The organism is Vibrio sp. DNB22_10_4 (assembly GCF_052879755.1).
Genome location: NZ_JBNNXW010000001.1, coordinates 1,161,543 through 1,178,582, shown reverse-complemented (window position 1 = coordinate 1,178,582; position 17,040 = coordinate 1,161,543). Strand labels below are relative to the sequence as shown.

Genomic DNA, 17,040 nt, shown 5'->3' with positions numbered 1-17,040 from the left:
CCATGCCACCACCATATACTATTGATGGTCATATATCTCAAACAACGTTTTGGGACAATGATCATAAACGTGAGCAAATCGAAGAATTGGTAGAACAAGCAAAGCTTGCTGATCCCAAGTTACACGAGTTCATGCGCCACCTATCGAACACAATTAAGAATGAAAGTGGCAAGCCAATAAGATACGAACGAGGTCCACTTAAAACTCGAGAGCGTATCGCGGCTAAATGTGGAATTACTAAATGGGATGACCCAAAGACAGATAAACAAGGTGGCAAAATACCACTCCAAGTAAAGGATATTTCCCGAGCAACGATCGTGTTTAGCACGATCGCTCAGATGAATGCTTTCAGAGACTACATTTATATGACTCCGGAGTATCAAGCGATCAAAGACAAACAGGGCAAAGCTGTGAAGGATCTCTGGGGTTTAGGTATTCAAGATCAATATAAAGATGTGAAATTCTTCCTCCAAGTCGAGATTGATTTTTCCACTACTGTTGATGGTAAGCCCACAGGCAAAAGAAAGATCCCACATATTGTAGAGCTGCAGCTTAATGTCGGGCAGATGGTTTGGGGTAAAGCATATGGTCACGCTTTCTATAACCTCTCTCGTCTCGCGCGTCTTGATGGTGAAGAGAAATTTGTTTGGGATAATCGCAAGTGTGTCATTACTGTACCTGCAGATATTAGTGGTAAGTGTGCTAACAAACTTCGTACTGCTATCACTCACTGTCGCAGTCTTGCAGAAGGTGACAAAAAAGTACTGTTAGCAGCCAATATCCTTTCTAAGTTGATATCAAACAAATTCAAACTTCCGTCTTCTAAGGAATGTGAAAGCTTGCCTTCTGCAAAGCATTACGACTACAAGAACCGGAAGCAGCCACTCGTCATTAGATGCGGCAAATACAATTGGAAGAAAGAAGAGAGTCAAGACAGTGGTCCAGCGCAAGCGTGGGCTATCTCTTACTTAGCAGCTTTCGTTTGGTCCAATTTTACTAAGTCTCAGAACAAGCCTGGTATCACAGGCACTGCCGCAAGCTTCCACGAGAAATAGGAGTAGTTAGTCGATGTTTGATGATTTATTGGCACCAATTTCTAATGAAGCCCCAAGTGGTGAATATCTAAAAGATAACCGCTCTTTGTTCCGTGGCTATCGTAATGAGTTCAACATGGCGCAGTCGTCGTTTAGGCAACTCGTTGAGGTTCCAGACGCACTTGAGGATGCAGAACTTGTTGATGCCAATACGACAAACTGGAACAAGCTTTCAGAGTCCTGCCATCTTTGCTTGGCAACAAAATCAAAAGATCTCGAGATTTTCTCTTGGTTTACTGTTGCACAGCTTTTTACATCGGAGCCTTTTAATAATCTAAATAGTGCCTTGATGTCTATGGAAGCAGTTGTAGAAAATTTTTGGTCGACCCTTCACCCAATGCTTCCAGAAAAAAAGCGCAAAGGGGATACAGAGCAAGAGCAAGCCGTCGAGATTATCGAACATCGTATTAAGCCTCTTTTACAACTTGTAGGTGATACCGCTGAGAGTGGCCTTCTCTATATGCCGCTGCAAATGCTCCCCTTGATAGGCGATATAGACTTCGGTCGTTTTTACAAAGCGGAAAAAGATGGAAGTTTGTCTAACCTTAAAGGTGAGGCAGTTATTGCATATGGGCATGAAAAAGCTGAAGTAGAAGAAAGAATTAGAGCATTGGGGGGCTCTCTTGATGCTTTGATTCGTTTAGAGACCTCACTGTCAGAGAAGTGTCGAGATGCGGGCGCCACTCCGCTGAGTTTTAAGTTTGTAAAGGATGCGATTGAAAGGCTTATTTCGTCATTAAGGTTTCTGGTTGGTGAGCAGTTCTCTCATTGGCCTCTTGATCCAGAACCTATCGCAGAGGTGACGCAAGATGTGCAAGTTACTGCACTGGAGCAAGTAGAATCAGTTGCGCATTCAGACTCATTTGAACCAGTAGTAGGGACTTCGAATGTAGCTCAAGCATCATTAAATATTGCACCGTTGCCAACAGGTGGCGTCGCGACTAGAGAACAGGCGTTAGCAAATTTACAGTCTATCGCAGATTACTTTTTAGAACATGAGCCACACAGCCCAATTTACTTATTGTTAAAGCGGGCAATACGTTGGGGGGGGATGTCATTACCAGAATTGCTCGAAGAGCTGGTCGGCGACAATAGCGCCGTTCATCAGCGTATCGAACATTTAGCTGGACTGGAGAGTGCGGAGCATAAGGCGACACACAGTGTAGCTGCAGTGCCACAAGCCGTCACTCCAATTGAACCAGTTAAGGAAGAAGTGAAACCAAAAGAAACAGCCACTACCAGTGAAAGTACTACCGATCCAGGGCTTTCAAACATCGAGTGGTAATCGTTACTCACAGTCATAAATGACTATTCATACAAAAGGGAACAAGCATGGCTTCTATTTTTATGCGAATTGATGGACTTACAAGTATTAAAGGTGCAGCAACAATTGGTGATATTGGTGGCAAGAAAGGTTTCTTTGCTGTCGACAATATGTCATGGGGTGCAAACCGTGGTGTTAGTGTAGATGTAGGTAATGCGAATAATGCGGACAAAGGGATGGTATCGCTGGATGCACTGAACATTAGCCGAACTTCCGATGGCGCATCGCCTCATCTAACGACTTTCCTATTCGCGCCAGGCGCAGAAGGCAAAACAGTAGAAATTTTACTGACTAAACCATCGCGTGATGGTGCAGGTGCTGATCCGTACTTAGTTATTACTATGGAGAAAGCGCGTATCGCCAGTTACAACATTTCTGGCTCAGATGGTCAACTACCTGTAGAAGACTTTTCACTCACATATACGACGCTAACTAAGGTTTATTACCAAGAAGGTGACGGCGGTAAGATCGAGAAAGGTGACACCGTTAAGTTTGATTGCACGACTGGCAAGTTAGAGTCGAAGGCAGCTTAATCTGATCAACAGGGAGAAGTAACGTGGCTTTGAATTCACAACACAAACGTGTAAGTAAAAACCGGGTAAGTATTACCTATGATGTCGAAACAAATGGCGCTGTTGAAACCAAAGAGTTGCCTTTTGTTGTGGGTGTCATTGGTGATTTTTCTGCACACAAGGAAGATCGCGAAGATCTAGAAGAGAGAACGTTTTATCAAATCGACAAAGATAACTTTGACACGGTTTTGAAACGTGTTGGACCAGAGTTGAAATTGAAAGTTGATAACACTCTGCAAGACGACGATAGCCAGTTTGAAGCCGCGTTATCTTTCTCTTCAATGAAAGATTTTGAACCTGATGCTCTCGTTGAGCAGATTGAACCACTCAAAAAACTTGCTGAGACCCGTCAACAGCTGAAGACTCTGCTGTCGAAAGCGGATCGTTCTCGCGACTTAGAAAAACTGCTAAAGGAAGTTCTGCAAAGTGCAGACCAAATTAATGCGCTTTCTAGTGAGTTGGGCATCGAAAGCAAAGGAGATGAGTAATGAGTTCTGAATTAGAAACCCAAGCGGGCGCAGGCGCAGAAGCTGAAGCGGGTAGTGTTCTCGATAGAGCGATTGCTGCTACTTCACAAACTCCCGCAGACACGACCAAAGAGTTGTTTTCGGTTCTGGCCGAGCAGGCTCTTAGTGGAACAGTGACTTGGGACAAAAATGTCTCCAAGACGATTGAAAATGCGATTGAGCAGATCGATAAGCAAATGTCGAAGCAGCTCTCAAAGGTTATGCAGGATGACGAGTTCCAGAGCCTAGAAGGTTCATGGAGGGGTCTAAACAAACTGGTTCGTGAGAGTGAAACGGGTCAGTCTCTTAAAATCAAGCTTGTTGATTTTACAAAAGATGAGCTTATTGAACAATTTGAAGATGCACCAGCGGTGGATCGTAGTCCATTGTTTGACGCGTTGTATCAAAAAGAGTTTGGTACAGCTGGTGGCGAACCTTACGGTGCGTTGATCGGCGATTACTCTTTTTCACACAAAGATGAAGATATAGCGCTTCTTCGCTACATGGGTGAAACAGCAGCAGCGAGCCACGCTCCATTTGTTGCAGCCGCAAACCCTGAAATGTTTGAGTTTGACTCTTTTGAAACGTTTGATGAAGGTAAGCCTGTCGCAGCTGGTTTTGACTCTCCTGCTTATGCATCTTGGAATGCATTCCGTGAGAGTGACGATGCCCGCTACGTAGTACTTACGTTACCGCAAACCCTAGCTCGTCTACCATATGGTCAAAAAGGTCTATCGACAGACGCTTTTGAATATGAAGAGCTGAATGTTGATGCTGAAGGTAATCCTAAACCAGCTAACAACTCAGAGTTGGTTTGGTCAAACGCTGCTTTTGATTTTGGTCTAAAAATGACACAAGCTCATACCGCGTTTGGCTGGTGTACAGCAGTACGTGGTCTAGACAATGGCGGTAAAGTAGAAAACCTACCAAACCTTACCTATAAGTCAGACGCTGGTGATATCCAACAGCAATGTCCAATTGAAGTTAACCTAACGGATGAGCGTGAAAAAGAGCTGAGCGATCTCGGCTTCTTGCCTTTGGTTCACTACAAAAACACCAACTACGGTGTGTTTATTGGTAGCCAAACTACTCAAAAACCAAAGACCTATACGGATCCTGATGCAACGAGTAATGCGGCAATTTCGGCTCGCATTCCTTATATCATGGCGAGTAGCCGTATTGCGCACTACCTGAAGGTTATGGGTCGTGACATGCTTGGCTCTAATCTTGAAGCGACAGACGTGCAGAAACAACTGCAAACTTGGATTGACCAGTACACGAACTCGGGAGCGGTTGGCAACGCAGAGCGTTCTAAGACACCGCTCTGTGAGTCTCAAATCTCTGTTGTAGAACAGCCAGGTAAACCAGGCGCTTATTCAGCGGTGGCTCACCTGAGACCTTGGCTACAACTAGAAGAGTTGACGACTTCGGTTCGTATGGTAACCAAAATTCCAGGTTAACTCCTGGACTTCATTGGCTAAATGGGATGATGGATGTTTGACCCAAAACTGCAAACGGAATTTTGCGAACTGAATAGTGATGATGAGTCTTACTTAAAAGATGCGTTGTTGCTACTCGCTCAATTAGATGAGAACTTGGTAAAGGAAACCGATCTTTTCTTTGCTGGTGTTACTCGTTTGATCGCAGAAATCGATAGACGCATGTCATCGCAGATTTCGAACATCATCCATCATCCTAGTTTTTGCAATCTAGAAGCCACGTGGAGAGGCGTCGAGACATTGGCGTTTCTTCCTGTGAATTATCAGAAAGTTCGTATCAAGCTCCTTGATGTTTCTTGGAATGAACTTTCTCATGAACTCAACACGGCTGTATCACTGAAACGTACGGCGCTTTATAACCTTATTGCAAACCGAGAGTTGAATACGTCTGGCGGTCAGCCTTTTGGAATGATGGTTGTTGATCACGATATATCGATGAATGTTGATTCCGATTTTGACGATCTGTATACCTTGGAACTTCTTGCCAGCATGGGCCAGCTTTGTCTTTGTCCCTTTATCCTGTCTCCTGAGGACACATTTTTTGGTGAAGCTGGAGCCGATTGGTTGTCAGATATTCATCGTATTGAGAAGATCCTTCAAGGGCCAGACTACACCGCATGGCAAAGACTTCGCAGCTTAACTCAGGCTCGTTTTCTTGGAGTTGCTATGCCAAAAGTACGCTTGCGAAAAGCTTACGGCACGCAATCTTCGACTTCTTTCATTTTTACGGAAACTTACCAACTACGACAAGGGCTTTGGGGCAGTGCGTCCATCTTGTTTGCGTCAACAGCATTGCGCGAGTTTAACCGAATTAATTGGTTCGGTTTTATGAAATCTCGTTGGCAAGACAAGCTGATGGGGGCTCTTGTTAACGTACCGACGAATGGTCAAGGCACTTTAGCAACATACAACCCAACCCCTGAAATCACCTTCTATACCGATATGGGTAATTTCTATACGGAACATGGGTTTATTCCTCTTTGTCGTAGCGCTACCACTGATAAATATTTCTTTAGAGGTAATCGTTCTATCTGGGACAAAGCGAAGGATGATTCTGAGCTTGTCGCTGGACAGATTCAGACAACGCTCATGATTTGCCGAATTGCACATTTTTTGAAAGTACAGATCCGGGGAATGATTGGTAATTTCCAAAGTGCTGAAGAGTGCGAACTCTACCTAAATGACTGGTTACAAAAGTATACGAGCAACTTGTTTAACGCTGATGAAGCAACAATGGCTAAGTACCCGTTAAGCAAAAGCCGAGTAGAAGTAAAAGAAGTCTCGGGTGAAAGTGACCGTTACGTTTGCAATGTACTTATTCAACCACAGTACCAGTTTGACAATGTGTGCGGTGAAGTTCTCCTGTCGACAGACCTTGGTAGTGAAGATTCCTTATTTACTTCGAGGGCTCGTGCATGATGTTTTGGAAAACGTTCGTTAAAAAGGGCGGAACTCACGTTGACTCGACAGAGCAATCTCGTAATAAAAAACATGGGGATGACCTCCTTGACGCTATTCACTATCAATTGACGACACTGCTCAATTCAGAAGCACCGATGCGGCTAATTTCAAATTCATATCCTGAGGTGCAACGATCTCTGTATTGTTTTGGTCTTGATAACTCTCAGAGCTTGAGCAGTCAAATCGATCATGATCAATTTTCTCGAGCCTTAGAGCGCATGATTAAAGTGTTTGAACCCAGATTATCTGAGGTTAGTGTGTTTGTACAAGAAGGTGACCAATCAAAAAACGCAGTGTGTTTTTCGATCATGGCTAAAGTAGAAACGGCAAAGGGCGAGCATGTCTTTTTGTTTGACTCCAATATAAGCCTGTCAAACCAGTCTGCAACGATGGAGGGACAGGAAATTGTCTGATCAGCTTCTTAGTTATTTTGAAAGAGAATTAGCGAGCATTAGGGGCGCATTGAGCGAATATGGCCGCGACTATCCTGAACATGCCGCGGCTATGCGCTTGAATCAAAGCGATCAAGAAGATCCTAATATTAGTCGCTTCATTGAAGCTGCTGCGTTGCTAAATGCGAAAACAGAGAAGCGTTTGGATGAGCAGTTTCCCGAAATATTGCAAGATCTCATCAACATTGTCTATCCAGGTTATCTTCAAGTAATTCCGAGTTATACACCATTGCATTTAGGTGTGGATACCGAAGCGGCGACGGGTGCAATCACGCTAGACAAGGGTTCTGAGCTGGCAGTGACTTATGATGATACTGAATCGATATTTACGTTAGTGGATGAGTTAGTTGTTGAGCCATTTTATATCTCTGATATAAGCGCAACGACGGCTCCTTTTAATTTCCCAACCCCGAACAATCTGCGAAGGGCAGAGTCCGCGGTACAGTTGACACTCAGATGTAACGACCCTGATGCAACGTTTAGCCAACTTGGTATCAAGCATTTTGATTTTTATGTACGCGGTTTCGAGAGTAGTTCCCGTGGACTCATCGATCTTTTGTTGCTGAATACGGAAGCCCTGACGCTATCGAACAATGACAAACTGGTTAGTATTGACCCCTCTTACTTGAGAACTAGAGTTTCTGATGCTGATTTTACCTGGCTTCCGAGCTATGAAGGTCACCTTACCGGGTTTGATATATTGCGTGACTACTTCGCGTTTCCCGACAAAGCAGCCTTCATGCGTATCGACAATCTTGGCGAAAAGCTCCGTGATTTCGATACCAATGAAGTGACGTTGACGCTCTTCATTCAACATTTGCCGGTAGAGTACCTGAGTTTATTCGAACCAGGAGTCATACAGCTCAATACTGTTCCGGCGCTAAATCTATTTCGCCGTCGTGGAGAACCGCTTCGCTACGACTTTTCAAAGCTTTCCATGCCGGTTATAGCTGACACTCAGCAGCAGGATCACTACACCGTTGTTTCTGTTGAGTCTGTCAATGAAGTTCTTTCTACTGGTGAGGTGCCTCTAACTCCTATTTATGAGAGCGGTTATTGGTCAGACAGCGATGCCCCTCAGTGGCAGAGCAGCCAATATTGGGATCACAAAGGTCGAAGGCGTATGAGTCTTTCCGTTAGCTATGCTCAGATGCCAATGGATCAAGAGTCGGTAGTACTCTCTACTCAGTTGATGGTCTGTAATGGGCGAACACCATGTTTAATCCCAACTGGTACCGAGGCTGAGTCTTTGGCTGCGGTAGATTTGCCAGGTGATTTTACGGTTGTGAAAACGCCAACTGCTCCGCAATACCCATCGTTGGATAACCAATTAACTTGGCGCTTCCTTGCTATTCTCAATGCCAATTTTGCGACTTTAGTTCAAACGGATGAACCGACGTTAGCGCTCCAAGATGTACTTAGACTTAGCTGTAATACTATTCAATGCCCACAGGCATTTGCAATCAAAACGGTCTCATACAAACACCTTATCGCACCTATCACGATAGATGGACAAAGTATTTTCGCTTCAGGGACTGAAATAGAGGTGATGGTAGATGATGAGCTATTAGGCGCTGATTTTTCTGTATTTGCAGAGATCTTGAATGCGGTGTTTGCCCAGTATTGTAGCTTCGACCGGTTTATTCAGGTCTCCGTAGAAAGGTTTGGTAGTGACAAGGCTGGCGTACAGTTTCCTAAAGCTCATGGAAGTCAGCTATGTCTATGATTCAGGAACGTGTGAAAGATAATCTGGTCAATAAGCCCTATGCTTTTGATTTTATACAGGTCATTAGACTTTTGAGAGCGATGAAAGTGAGTGATAAGGTGCCTTTGTCATTAACACCAGAGGTGATGCCAGAAGGGATGCCGGATCAAGTCACTAATATTCGATTTGAAAGAGATAGAGTCCGAATAAAGCTTGGCCTAGAGGCGCTGTCCGGCTCGAAAGGTCTTATCCCGGATTACTTGTATGCAGAGCTATTAAATAGCTTGCACCAGGATGACAACGCGCTACAAAAATTTATTGATGTGTTCAATCAACGTTATTTTGAATTGAGAACGCACGTTGAAACCAATCAGAGCATGTTGTTAAAGCAAGAAAAAGATGCTTCGGCAAACAATGTTTTGGGGCGTTTGACCCAGCAAGCTGCTCTGGCATGCATGTTCTCATTACCGGGTTCGAACAAAGAGGAAACCCACCCAAGTATGCTCCGTCACGGTTTGGCGCTTGGTAATAAAAGCCGGAACCTACATGGCCTGAAGCGGCTACTCAGCGATTATTTTTCGTTGTCTGTCACACCTGTAGTTGTGCCTTCCTCATTCTACAGAATCAACGCAAAGTATCAGTCCAAGCTTGGCGAAAACAAAGGCCAGAATCAAAGTCTAGGTCAGGGTTTCTGGCTTGGGGGCACGGGGACTCAAGCTTTCAAAGCGCTTGAAATTAACATTACGCCTAAAACCCGAACTGAGTATTTGGGATTGCTCAACAACGCACAATTTGCACAGTCAATGAAGTCCCTTGTTCAAGCATACCTTAGAGAGAGCCTCGATATCAGACTCTACATGTATGTGAAGCGTGACTATATCGACGAGCCACAGCTATCGAATTCTAAGCAAGGTCTGAGGCTTGGAGAAGCCAACTGTCTTGCTTCAAAAAGGCGAAAATCGGAATTTCGCAAGATACTTATTCAACAGGAGAAAGTTTGATGTCTCAAATAAAACTAGGGAACCTTGTTTCTAAGCTGGATATGCCTCTCAAAGCGGCACTAGAAGAGGCTGCTGGCGCAGCGATGACGCAAACGGTCGCTGCAATCGAGATTGAACACTGGTTAGTTCAGTTGCTAACGACAGACGAAAGCCACTTAAAAAGCTTTCTTGCTAAGCAAAACATTGACCCAAGTGCTCTGTTGAGTGAGTTAACTGAACGTATTAACCGTCTTCGCCCTGGAGCAAACGGTCAACCGACTATTAGCCGTGCGTTGAGTGAGGTAATGGAAAACGCATGGATGCTAGCCTCGGTGAACTACGGGCATCAAGAGGTCACGAGTTTGCATTTGTTGTTAGTGTTGAACCAGGCTGACAGCTTTGGCATGAAAACATTGTCGCTGCCATCATTAGAAAATGTGTCTACAGAAGCACTAGGTGCACAGATTGCTGGTTTGAAGCTTGCCACAAAATCCGCTTCAGCTACTGCGGGGGGGAGTGCTCCAGCAGCGGTAACTGCGGGAGGCGCTCTCGATAAGTATACCGTTAACCTGACTGAGCAAGCTCGTAATGGTGAGCTTGACCCCGTGTTAGGTCGAAATAGCGAAGTCAGAATGGCTATTGATATCTTGTGTCGTAAACGTCAAAACAATCCAATTCTTGTTGGCGAACCCGGTGTTGGTAAAACGGCGGTGGTAGAAGGTTTGGCACACAGTATAGTGGCTGGTGAAGTACCTCCGGTAATTCAAGGTGTTGAAATCCATACTCTTGACCTTGGCCTTCTTCAAGCGGGTGCGAGTATTAAGGGGGAATTTGAGAACCGCCTTAAAGATGTCATCAATGAAGTAAAAAGCTCGGAAACGCCGATTATTGTCTTCATTGATGAAGCGCACACGCTTATAGGTGCTGGTGGAGCTGCGGGCCAAAACGATGCGGCCAATCTGCTTAAACCAGCGCTAGCTCGCGGTGAATTCCGCTCTATCGCCGCAACGACATGGGCTGAATACAAAAAATATTTTGAGAAAGATCCTGCGCTTACTCGTCGCTTCCAAGTGATCAGTGTTGAAGAGCCCAATGCAGAAGATGCTAAGCAGATCCTTCGTGGAGTCGGTGAAGCGCTTCGGAATCACCACGGTGTCTTTATTTTGGAAGATGCGATTGAGGCTGCGGTCAATCTTTCTATTCGCTACCTACCATCACGACAGCTTCCAGATAAAGCGATAAGCCTGCTTGATACTGCGTGTGCACGCATTGCCTTAACTCAAGGCGCGAAACCAGAATCGATTGAAAGCTTGGAGCAAAACATTCGATATCTAGAGAGCGAGCTCAACGCTCTTGAAGCCGAAGGTACGGTATTTATCGAAAAAGCAGGCGACCATCAGGCGCTTAAAGATAAAATTGTAAACAGCAAGTCGGACTTGGAATCGCTTAATTCTCAGTGGGACAAAGAGCGTGAATTAGTATCAGAAATTACCTCTCTGTGCGAGAAGATCGAATCGGATCGAGAACAAAATACGGTGGATTCTGAAAGTCAGCAAAGCCTGAATCAGGCGTTAACCAAATTGCGAGAGATTCAAGGAGAATCACCACTAGTTTTCCCTGTCGTCGATGAGCAGGTTATAGCGACGGTCATTGAAAACTGGACGGGTATTCCAGCCGGTAACATGGTCAAAGAAGAAGTCGCACAATTGCTATCGCTTGGAGATGCGTTGCATGAGCGTGTCATTGGACAAGATGTGGCTATCAGTGAGTTGGTCAAAAGTATCCAAATCTCACGAGCTGGCCTGACGGATAGTCGAAAACCTGTCGGTGTGTTTTTGATGTGTGGTCCAAGTGGTGTGGGTAAAACGGAAACGGCCATGGCGCTGGCTGATGAAGTGTTTGGCGGTGGCGACAACCTGACCATTATTAACATGACCGAGTTTAAGGAAGAACACAAAATCTCAATGCTGCTTGGCTCTCCTGCTGGTTATGTCGGTTTTGGTGAGGGCGGCGTGCTGACCGAGGCGATTAGGCGTAACCCTTACTCAGTGCTACTTCTTGATGAAATGGAGAAGGCTCACCCCGGTGTGCACGATTTGTTCTATCAAATCTTTGATAAAGGCCATATTAAAGACAGTGAAGGCCGCACAGTAGACTTTAAGAATACTATCATCATTATGACCTCGAATGCGGCCGATCAAGCCATCGTGGATATTTGTGAGGAAAACGAAGAGCGTCTTGCCAATGAAGCGCTTCTTGAGCAAATTCGTCCAGCACTTCAGCACTACTTCAAACCTGCTTTCTTAGGGCGTACCACGATTGTTCCTTACTACCCACTTAATCGTGATGAACTCAGCCAGATTGCGGCAATTAGCTTGAATCGAATCGCGACCAAACTTAAAGAGAAGTACAAAGCGGACTTTAAATGGGACGACACCTTCATTGATTTTGTGGTTAGCCGCAATACAGACCCTACAACGGGTGGTCGAGCGGTAGAACAGATCATTAACCGTTCACTGATGCCAAAACTTGCTGTCGAGTGTATCCATCGTCTAAGTGAGGGCCTGGGAGTGAATAAAGTGTCTGTGACAACGGACTCGGTGACGGGTGAGTTGGTTATCGACATCGCTTAATTACAGGACGTAATAGGAGTGCGGAATGGAAAAGCGTGCCTTGAGGTTCCAACGATTTGGAAAGGCCAAAATCACTATGAAAATGCTGACTAAGCTCTGCTTCGCGTTAAACGTATTTTTTGTGGGAACGTTTAGTGTTAGCGCGGTGGAGCGCATAACGCTTGCGACACAGATTTGGACTCCCTATCAAACCGTTGATAGTAACGGCACGATAGGGGGTGTAGCTGTCGATCGTGTTAAGTGTGCGCTGGGCAGAATGGGGCAGCCATACGAAATTCGAGTCATGCGTTGGGACAAAGCTCAGTTAATGGTTGAAACCGGAGAAATGCATGGCTTTTTTGCCGGATCTTCAAATAGTCGTCGAGCTCAATATGCCACGGCTTCATATCCGATCGTATCGGAAAATTTGGCATGGTTCATAGCACCGAACATCTATGCCGACATAAATGATGAAACAACTAAGTACAGTTTACGTTTTGGTGCTAAGTTTAATACAAACAAGTGGTTATCTTTAAAGAGAGATGGCTACAACGTAATAAGAAAACCGAGGGATGCCGATTCGCTACTGCAAATGCTTTGGAAAGGGGATTTGGATGTGGCTTACGAGTATGAACTTGTGTTTGAAGAGTCGATGAAGAAAGCGAACCTACCCCTGGATTACTTCCAGCGGGTGAGAATTAAAAAGCAAGATTTGATGGTTCATTTCTCAAACGATTTTTTGCGTCAAGCCCCGGGCTTTTTGGAGCAGTTTAATGCCTCCTTACGCAAGTGTTATTGAAGTACAGGTAAGGGAATGCCATGGATATTAGTTTTCAGTTGATAGAGTTACCTGAAAACGAACAGGTGATGAGTCGACAAATAACCCTTCCTAGTGGAGGAGGCACAATAGGCCGTTCATACGAATGTACGGTTCAACTGCCTGATCTCAGTCGTACGCTATCCCGTGTTCACGTCGAAATACGTCCTCACTCAGAGGGCGGCTTTCAAGTTATCGATAGAAGTGTCAATGGATGTCAGGTTAATGGTGTAGAGCTCGGTGTCGGTCAATCTGCCAAATTAAACGACGGCGATAACATCCGAATAGGCGGATATCTGATGCTGGTGAGTGACATGGATGAGCTATTTTCTCAAGAGCCCACTACAAACAGCTCGACATCTCACGCAGAAGCGATGTTTACAGATAAAAGCGACACATTTGATTTTGATAGTGTCATGGAAGAGCCGACCGAAGCGATATTCGCTCAGGAAATTGCACCAGAAACGACGAGTAAAACTGAAGAAGTTGATACTTTTTCCGTCGAAAATGTTGTTGGAGAGGATGTTTATTCCTATGACCCATTTGAAGACGATGATGACCTTGCCATGGATCTATCCAGCAATGATGACAAAGACAGTGTGGTAATGATCACTGAACATCAACATCAGTCGGTTACCGACGATCATTCAATGGCAATTGCAAACGGATCACAGATTCAAGCTCTTGATTCTAGTATCGAAAGGCTGACAAAGCTTGTTGAGCATCAGCAATCATCGGTAACGGCCGCGATTGATAGGGAGCGTCTGTTTTCATGTATCGAAGTGACCTTAGATAAGTTCTTAGATGACTTTAACCCTAACGCCCTAGAAGAAGAGTTTGATGACTACATTACGGGGTGGGGAAATAAGGATAAGAAATATTGGTCACTTTACAAAAAGCAGTTTTTAAGAAAACAGCAAAAAAGTGAGTTTAAGCGACAGTTTACCGCTTTGTTAATGGAAGAGCTGAGGGAGAAATAGTGATGCGGATAAACGCTAAGCGCCTTTTCTCTAGCTCGTTGTTATCGGTCACCTTGATGGGTTGTGGTTCGAGTGCACCCGTATTCGAGCCTTCTATCGCAGTGACAGTAAATATGCAGGCTGCTGAGGATATCAATCGATTCGAAGATGATATTCCAAGGCCACTCATTATTAGGCTGTATCAACTGAAAGAAAGCGGAGCATTTGAAAATGCCGAGTTCGTCAGCATTTATGAGTCGGATACAAGCGTGCTCGCCAGCTCATTGATTGACTCGAAAGTGATGCCACCTGTTATTCCTGGTGAGACTCGCTCTTTCACATTAGAAGTACAGCAAGAGACAAAATTTATCGCAGTGTTTGCAGAGTTTGCAGACTATGAAGTTGCAACATCAAAGGCAGTGGTTGCGTTGGTCGAAGAGCCGGATGAAAACCCAATAATAATAAGAATTTCTCAAGCAAAAATTGAGATTTCTCAGCCTGTTGATAGTTCATGGTGGTAAGGAGACCCAATTGAAACATCAGAGAAAAGTGGTTTGGAAAGAGGGCATGTTTGTTGCTCCTCAACATTTCCAACAGACCGAGAGATACACTACGCAGTACGTCCAAAAGTACGCGGATTTAACCTCGAATGGGAAAAGTTTTGGCGTTTCTGTATTGGAGAGCGAATCCAACTATTTAAAACTAGGTAAGTTCAGTGTTGTCCGCTGTAGCGGTGTTTTTCAAGACGGTACTTTATTTGACTGCTCCCGAGAGCTGATTATTGAAATACCAGAGAACACTATGAATAGAGTGGTGTACTTGGCGTTACCGCTCTCTATAGAGGGGGAAAACGAGTACGGAGAGCGCGAGCAGTTAAAACGTTACGTTGTCGCGGAGCATAACTTGTTCGATTCAAGTGATGCCGAGCAAAGCGGTATAAAAGCGTCACTAGCAGAGCCTAACGTTCGTCTGATTTTAGAAGGTGAAGATACCAATGGCTTAGTACTGCTTCCGATTGCTCGTGTTTTAGAGCGACGTGACGATGGTGAGGTAGTACTGGATAAGAGTTTTATTCCTGCATGTCTTCAGTACGGCGCGTCTTCGTTACTTAAAGACCGCCTGAAAGAGCTGCTCATACTCGTTCAGGCAAGAGCTAAAAATGTTATCGAGAGAATAGGTGTTGGAGAGCAAACGAAAAGTGACTTGAGTTTGATGCGAGAGTTTCTTTGGTTGCAAACACTCAACCGATGGATTCCACAATTCACCATATTAGTAGAGAAACCAGAAACCAATGTGGATACCTTGTATGAAAAGTTAGCTAGCTTTTCTTGTGAACTTGACAGCTTCACACCGGCCATGGCGAATCTTGAGCATAGCGTTCTTAACAAAGATAACCTTCACCTTGCATTTGGCCCGTTGCTTTCCGGTCTGAGAGACAAGCTTTCAATGGTTCAAAGTGACAAGGTCACAGAATTTGAATGGGATACCAACCTGTTCGAAAAACGCAGACTCCTCAGATTGTCGATACCAACTCTAAACCAAATGGACAGCCGACGTTTGGTTATCTCTGTGAAATCATCGGTTGGGGCCGCGACACTGAGTTCAACGTTTGCGAGTGTGTGTACACTGAGCGGCATCAGTTTAATCGCTGAGCTTGTTAGAAACAGTCAATCAGGAGTGACTATCAACCCACTGCCAGTTGCTCCTTCTGAATTAAAAGCTCAGGTGGATTTGGCTTATTTTGAAATAGATACCTCTCATGAGTATTGGCAACAACTCAAAACAAAACGTGAGCCTATTGCTTTGCACGTCGATAGCCGCATTCCAGATTTAACCATCAAGCTTTACGCTTTAGGGTAATGCTATGAATGATCTATTAGACGAAGTCACGGTTCCGATAAGAAATCATGTTGATGACGAAGAGTCGCTGTCCTCAGGTGGAATTCGTCTCACAAGCTTAAACGCTATAAAGAATCAAGCTCGTTATAGTTTGGCACAGCGTGAGAGTGACCTGTTTGATAACGAAATTCTCCGTGTTAGCTCGGAGCTGCTATCGCTTATTATCTCAGTAAAACGTCTTGAGTGCCCAACTGACATGTACACATTTCGTTTGGGTTTAAAGGGGCAGTTAACGGATCTAAAATACAAAGTAGCGAAGCTTGACTATCCGCCTTCAGTGGCTGATAAAACCTGTTTCTTGTTCGCAGTGATGCTGGACGAGCAAATCCTGCATTCTGAATGGGGTGAGGAATCTGGCTGGGAAAATCAAACGCTAGTTAGCGAACTGTTCGGTGTGAAAAATGGCGGTGAGCAGTTTTATTTAGTCGCGGAGCGGGCATTACTTCAACCCATCTTACTCAGAGATTTACTTGAACTCGTCTATATCATGATCAAGCTGGGTTTTCGTGGACGTTATCGTGTAGAAGGTAAAGAGTTGCTTGGTGTTTTGGTGCAGCGACTTGAAGAAGCGGTATTTGCCGACAGTGAGGAAACACTAGAAAGCGAGAAAATGCCGTTATCTAGGCCGGTAGTATCGAAAATCCATCGCAGAGCCAGACCTCAAAGACCGGTAAGACTTTGGCGAGGAGCGGCGCTGTTTTTTTCACTGATCGCAGCTTTCTGGGGCGGTATCTATTATTGGTATCAAGTCACGGTTCCCATTAAAGCGGAGCCGTTCACCACGTTATCGAGCTTCACTGATAAATACTACAGCCAAGCTAATGCACAAGAGAAAGAATACATATACATAAGCACCAATGAAGATTTACGAGGTGCCAAAAAGTCTTATGTGCCAGCAGCAAACAGCTCAACATCTTCTAACATTTCCAGCAGCTCGCGTTTTCGCGTACAGCTAGCGACGCTTTCTTCGAAATCGTCAGCACAGAACTTCCTTTCTCTACACGGCGAAATGCTTCCGAATGCTCAGGTTGAACGCCAAGGTAATTTCTATATCGTGTCTAGCCATGTAGCGACGACTCAAGAAGCACAACAAGTGTTAAGTGCTGCGAAAAGTGCAGGGATAGATGACGCGTTCGTCATCAAAGCGAAGCAGTAGGTCA

15 protein-coding genes are annotated in these 17,040 nt (G+C 44.8%); all 15 read left to right on the top strand.

What is annotated here, in order from left to right; translation table 11 throughout:
* The first annotated feature begins 2 nt into the window (after nt 1-2).
* Genes ACVA6Q_RS05085 through ACVA6Q_RS05015 form a run of 15 tightly spaced genes read left to right on the top strand, consistent with a single transcriptional unit; the run spans nt 3 to nt 17,036 of the window.
* The gene (locus tag ACVA6Q_RS05085; RefSeq protein WP_446646736.1) at nt 3-1,055 is read left to right on the top strand and encodes a hypothetical protein; all 1,053 of its coding nucleotides are present in this window, start codon (nt 3-5) and stop codon (nt 1,053-1,055) included.
* A gap of 13 nt (nt 1,056-1,068) precedes the next feature.
* A complete protein-coding gene (locus tag ACVA6Q_RS05080) occupies nt 1,069-2,379 on the top strand; it encodes a type VI secretion system protein TssA (protein ID WP_446646735.1) in 1,311 nt (436 codons plus the stop codon).
* Nucleotides 2,380-2,426: 47 nt separating this feature from the next.
* A complete protein-coding gene (locus ACVA6Q_RS05075; RefSeq protein ID WP_446646734.1) occupies nt 2,427-2,951 on the top strand; it encodes an Hcp family type VI secretion system effector in 525 nt (174 codons plus the stop codon).
* Between the two features lie 23 nt (nt 2,952-2,974).
* Nucleotides 2,975-3,478, top strand: coding sequence for a type VI secretion system contractile sheath small subunit (tssB, locus tag ACVA6Q_RS05070; protein ID WP_042497780.1), 504 nt, complete (start codon nt 2,975-2,977; stop codon nt 3,476-3,478).
* Complete coding sequence (tssC, locus tag ACVA6Q_RS05065; RefSeq protein ID WP_446646733.1) at nt 3,478-4,956, top strand: type VI secretion system contractile sheath large subunit; 1,479 nt, start codon at nt 3,478-3,480, stop codon at nt 4,954-4,956. The genes tssB and tssC overlap by 1 nt, the downstream gene beginning before the upstream one ends.
* A 33-nt stretch (nt 4,957-4,989) precedes the next feature.
* Complete coding sequence (locus tag ACVA6Q_RS05060) at nt 4,990-6,414, top strand: type VI secretion system contractile sheath domain-containing protein (RefSeq protein WP_446646732.1); 1,425 nt, start codon at nt 4,990-4,992, stop codon at nt 6,412-6,414.
* Entirely contained in the window at nt 6,411-6,869 is a 459-nt protein-coding gene (gene tssE / locus ACVA6Q_RS05055) for a type VI secretion system baseplate subunit TssE (protein WP_446646731.1), read from the top strand. The genes ACVA6Q_RS05060 and tssE overlap by 4 nt, the downstream gene beginning before the upstream one ends.
* Nucleotides 6,862-8,634 (top strand): type VI secretion system baseplate subunit TssF, encoded by a 1,773-nt coding sequence (gene tssF, locus ACVA6Q_RS05050; RefSeq protein WP_446646730.1) that lies wholly within the window; start codon nt 6,862-6,864, stop codon nt 8,632-8,634. Before tssE ends, tssF begins: the two co-directional genes overlap by 8 nt.
* The gene (locus tag ACVA6Q_RS05045; protein WP_446646729.1) at nt 8,625-9,614 is read left to right on the top strand and encodes a type VI secretion system baseplate subunit TssG; all 990 of its coding nucleotides are present in this window, start codon (nt 8,625-8,627) and stop codon (nt 9,612-9,614) included. The genes tssF and ACVA6Q_RS05045 overlap by 10 nt, the downstream gene beginning before the upstream one ends.
* The gene (tssH, locus tag ACVA6Q_RS05040) at nt 9,614-12,226 is read left to right on the top strand and encodes a type VI secretion system ATPase TssH (protein ID WP_446646728.1); all 2,613 of its coding nucleotides are present in this window, start codon (nt 9,614-9,616) and stop codon (nt 12,224-12,226) included. Before ACVA6Q_RS05045 ends, tssH begins: the two co-directional genes overlap by 1 nt.
* A 25-nt stretch (nt 12,227-12,251) precedes the next feature.
* Nucleotides 12,252-13,004: a hypothetical protein gene (locus ACVA6Q_RS05035; protein WP_446646727.1), complete on the top strand. Its 753-nt coding sequence runs from the start codon at nt 12,252-12,254 to the stop codon at nt 13,002-13,004.
* Nucleotides 13,005-13,024: 20 nt separating this feature from the next.
* Nucleotides 13,025-14,002: a type VI secretion system-associated FHA domain protein gene (locus ACVA6Q_RS05030; RefSeq protein WP_446646726.1), complete on the top strand. Its 978-nt coding sequence runs from the start codon at nt 13,025-13,027 to the stop codon at nt 14,000-14,002.
* Nucleotides 14,003-14,004: 2 nt separating this feature from the next.
* Nucleotides 14,005-14,502 carry a type VI secretion system lipoprotein TssJ gene (gene tssJ, locus ACVA6Q_RS05025; RefSeq protein ID WP_446647185.1) on the top strand — a complete coding sequence of 166 codons (498 nt, stop codon included), beginning with the start codon at nt 14,005-14,007 and terminating at the stop codon, nt 14,500-14,502.
* 10 nt (nt 14,503-14,512) lie between these two features.
* On the top strand, nt 14,513-15,841 hold the full coding sequence (gene tssK, locus ACVA6Q_RS05020) for a type VI secretion system baseplate subunit TssK (RefSeq protein WP_446646725.1): 1,329 nt from the start codon (nt 14,513-14,515) through the stop codon (nt 15,839-15,841).
* A 4-nt stretch (nt 15,842-15,845) separates the two neighbouring features.
* Nucleotides 15,846-17,036, top strand: coding sequence for a DotU/TssL family secretion system protein (locus ACVA6Q_RS05015; RefSeq protein ID WP_446646724.1), 1,191 nt, complete (start codon nt 15,846-15,848; stop codon nt 17,034-17,036).
* Nucleotides 17,037-17,040: the final 4 nt, after the last annotated feature.

Excerpts from the sequence above, each read along its gene's own strand:
- tssE (WP_446646731.1), top strand. The coding sequence starts at position 6,411 with ATGATGTTTTGGAAAACGTTCGTTAAAAAGGGCGGAACTCACGTTGAC.
- ACVA6Q_RS05045 (WP_446646729.1), top strand. The coding sequence starts at position 8,625 with ATGTCTATGATTCAGGAACGTGTGAAAGATAATCTGGTCAATAAGCCC.
- ACVA6Q_RS05060 (WP_446646732.1), top strand. The coding sequence starts at position 4,990 with ATGTTTGACCCAAAACTGCAAACGGAATTTTGCGAACTGAATAGTGAT.
- tssJ (WP_446647185.1), top strand. The coding sequence starts at position 14,005 with ATGCGGATAAACGCTAAGCGCCTTTTCTCTAGCTCGTTGTTATCGGTC.
- ACVA6Q_RS05080 (WP_446646735.1), top strand. The coding sequence starts at position 1,069 with ATGTTTGATGATTTATTGGCACCAATTTCTAATGAAGCCCCAAGTGGT.
- ACVA6Q_RS05075 (WP_446646734.1), top strand. The coding sequence starts at position 2,427 with ATGGCTTCTATTTTTATGCGAATTGATGGACTTACAAGTATTAAAGGT.
- ACVA6Q_RS05030 (WP_446646726.1), top strand. The coding sequence starts at position 13,025 with ATGGATATTAGTTTTCAGTTGATAGAGTTACCTGAAAACGAACAGGTG.
- ACVA6Q_RS05015 (WP_446646724.1), top strand. The coding sequence starts at position 15,846 with ATGAATGATCTATTAGACGAAGTCACGGTTCCGATAAGAAATCATGTT.
- tssC (WP_446646733.1), top strand. The coding sequence starts at position 3,478 with ATGAGTTCTGAATTAGAAACCCAAGCGGGCGCAGGCGCAGAAGCTGAA.
- ACVA6Q_RS05035 (WP_446646727.1), top strand. The coding sequence starts at position 12,252 with ATGGAAAAGCGTGCCTTGAGGTTCCAACGATTTGGAAAGGCCAAAATC.
- ACVA6Q_RS05085 (WP_446646736.1), top strand. The coding sequence starts at position 3 with ATGCCACCACCATATACTATTGATGGTCATATATCTCAAACAACGTTT.
- tssH (WP_446646728.1), top strand. The coding sequence starts at position 9,614 with ATGTCTCAAATAAAACTAGGGAACCTTGTTTCTAAGCTGGATATGCCT.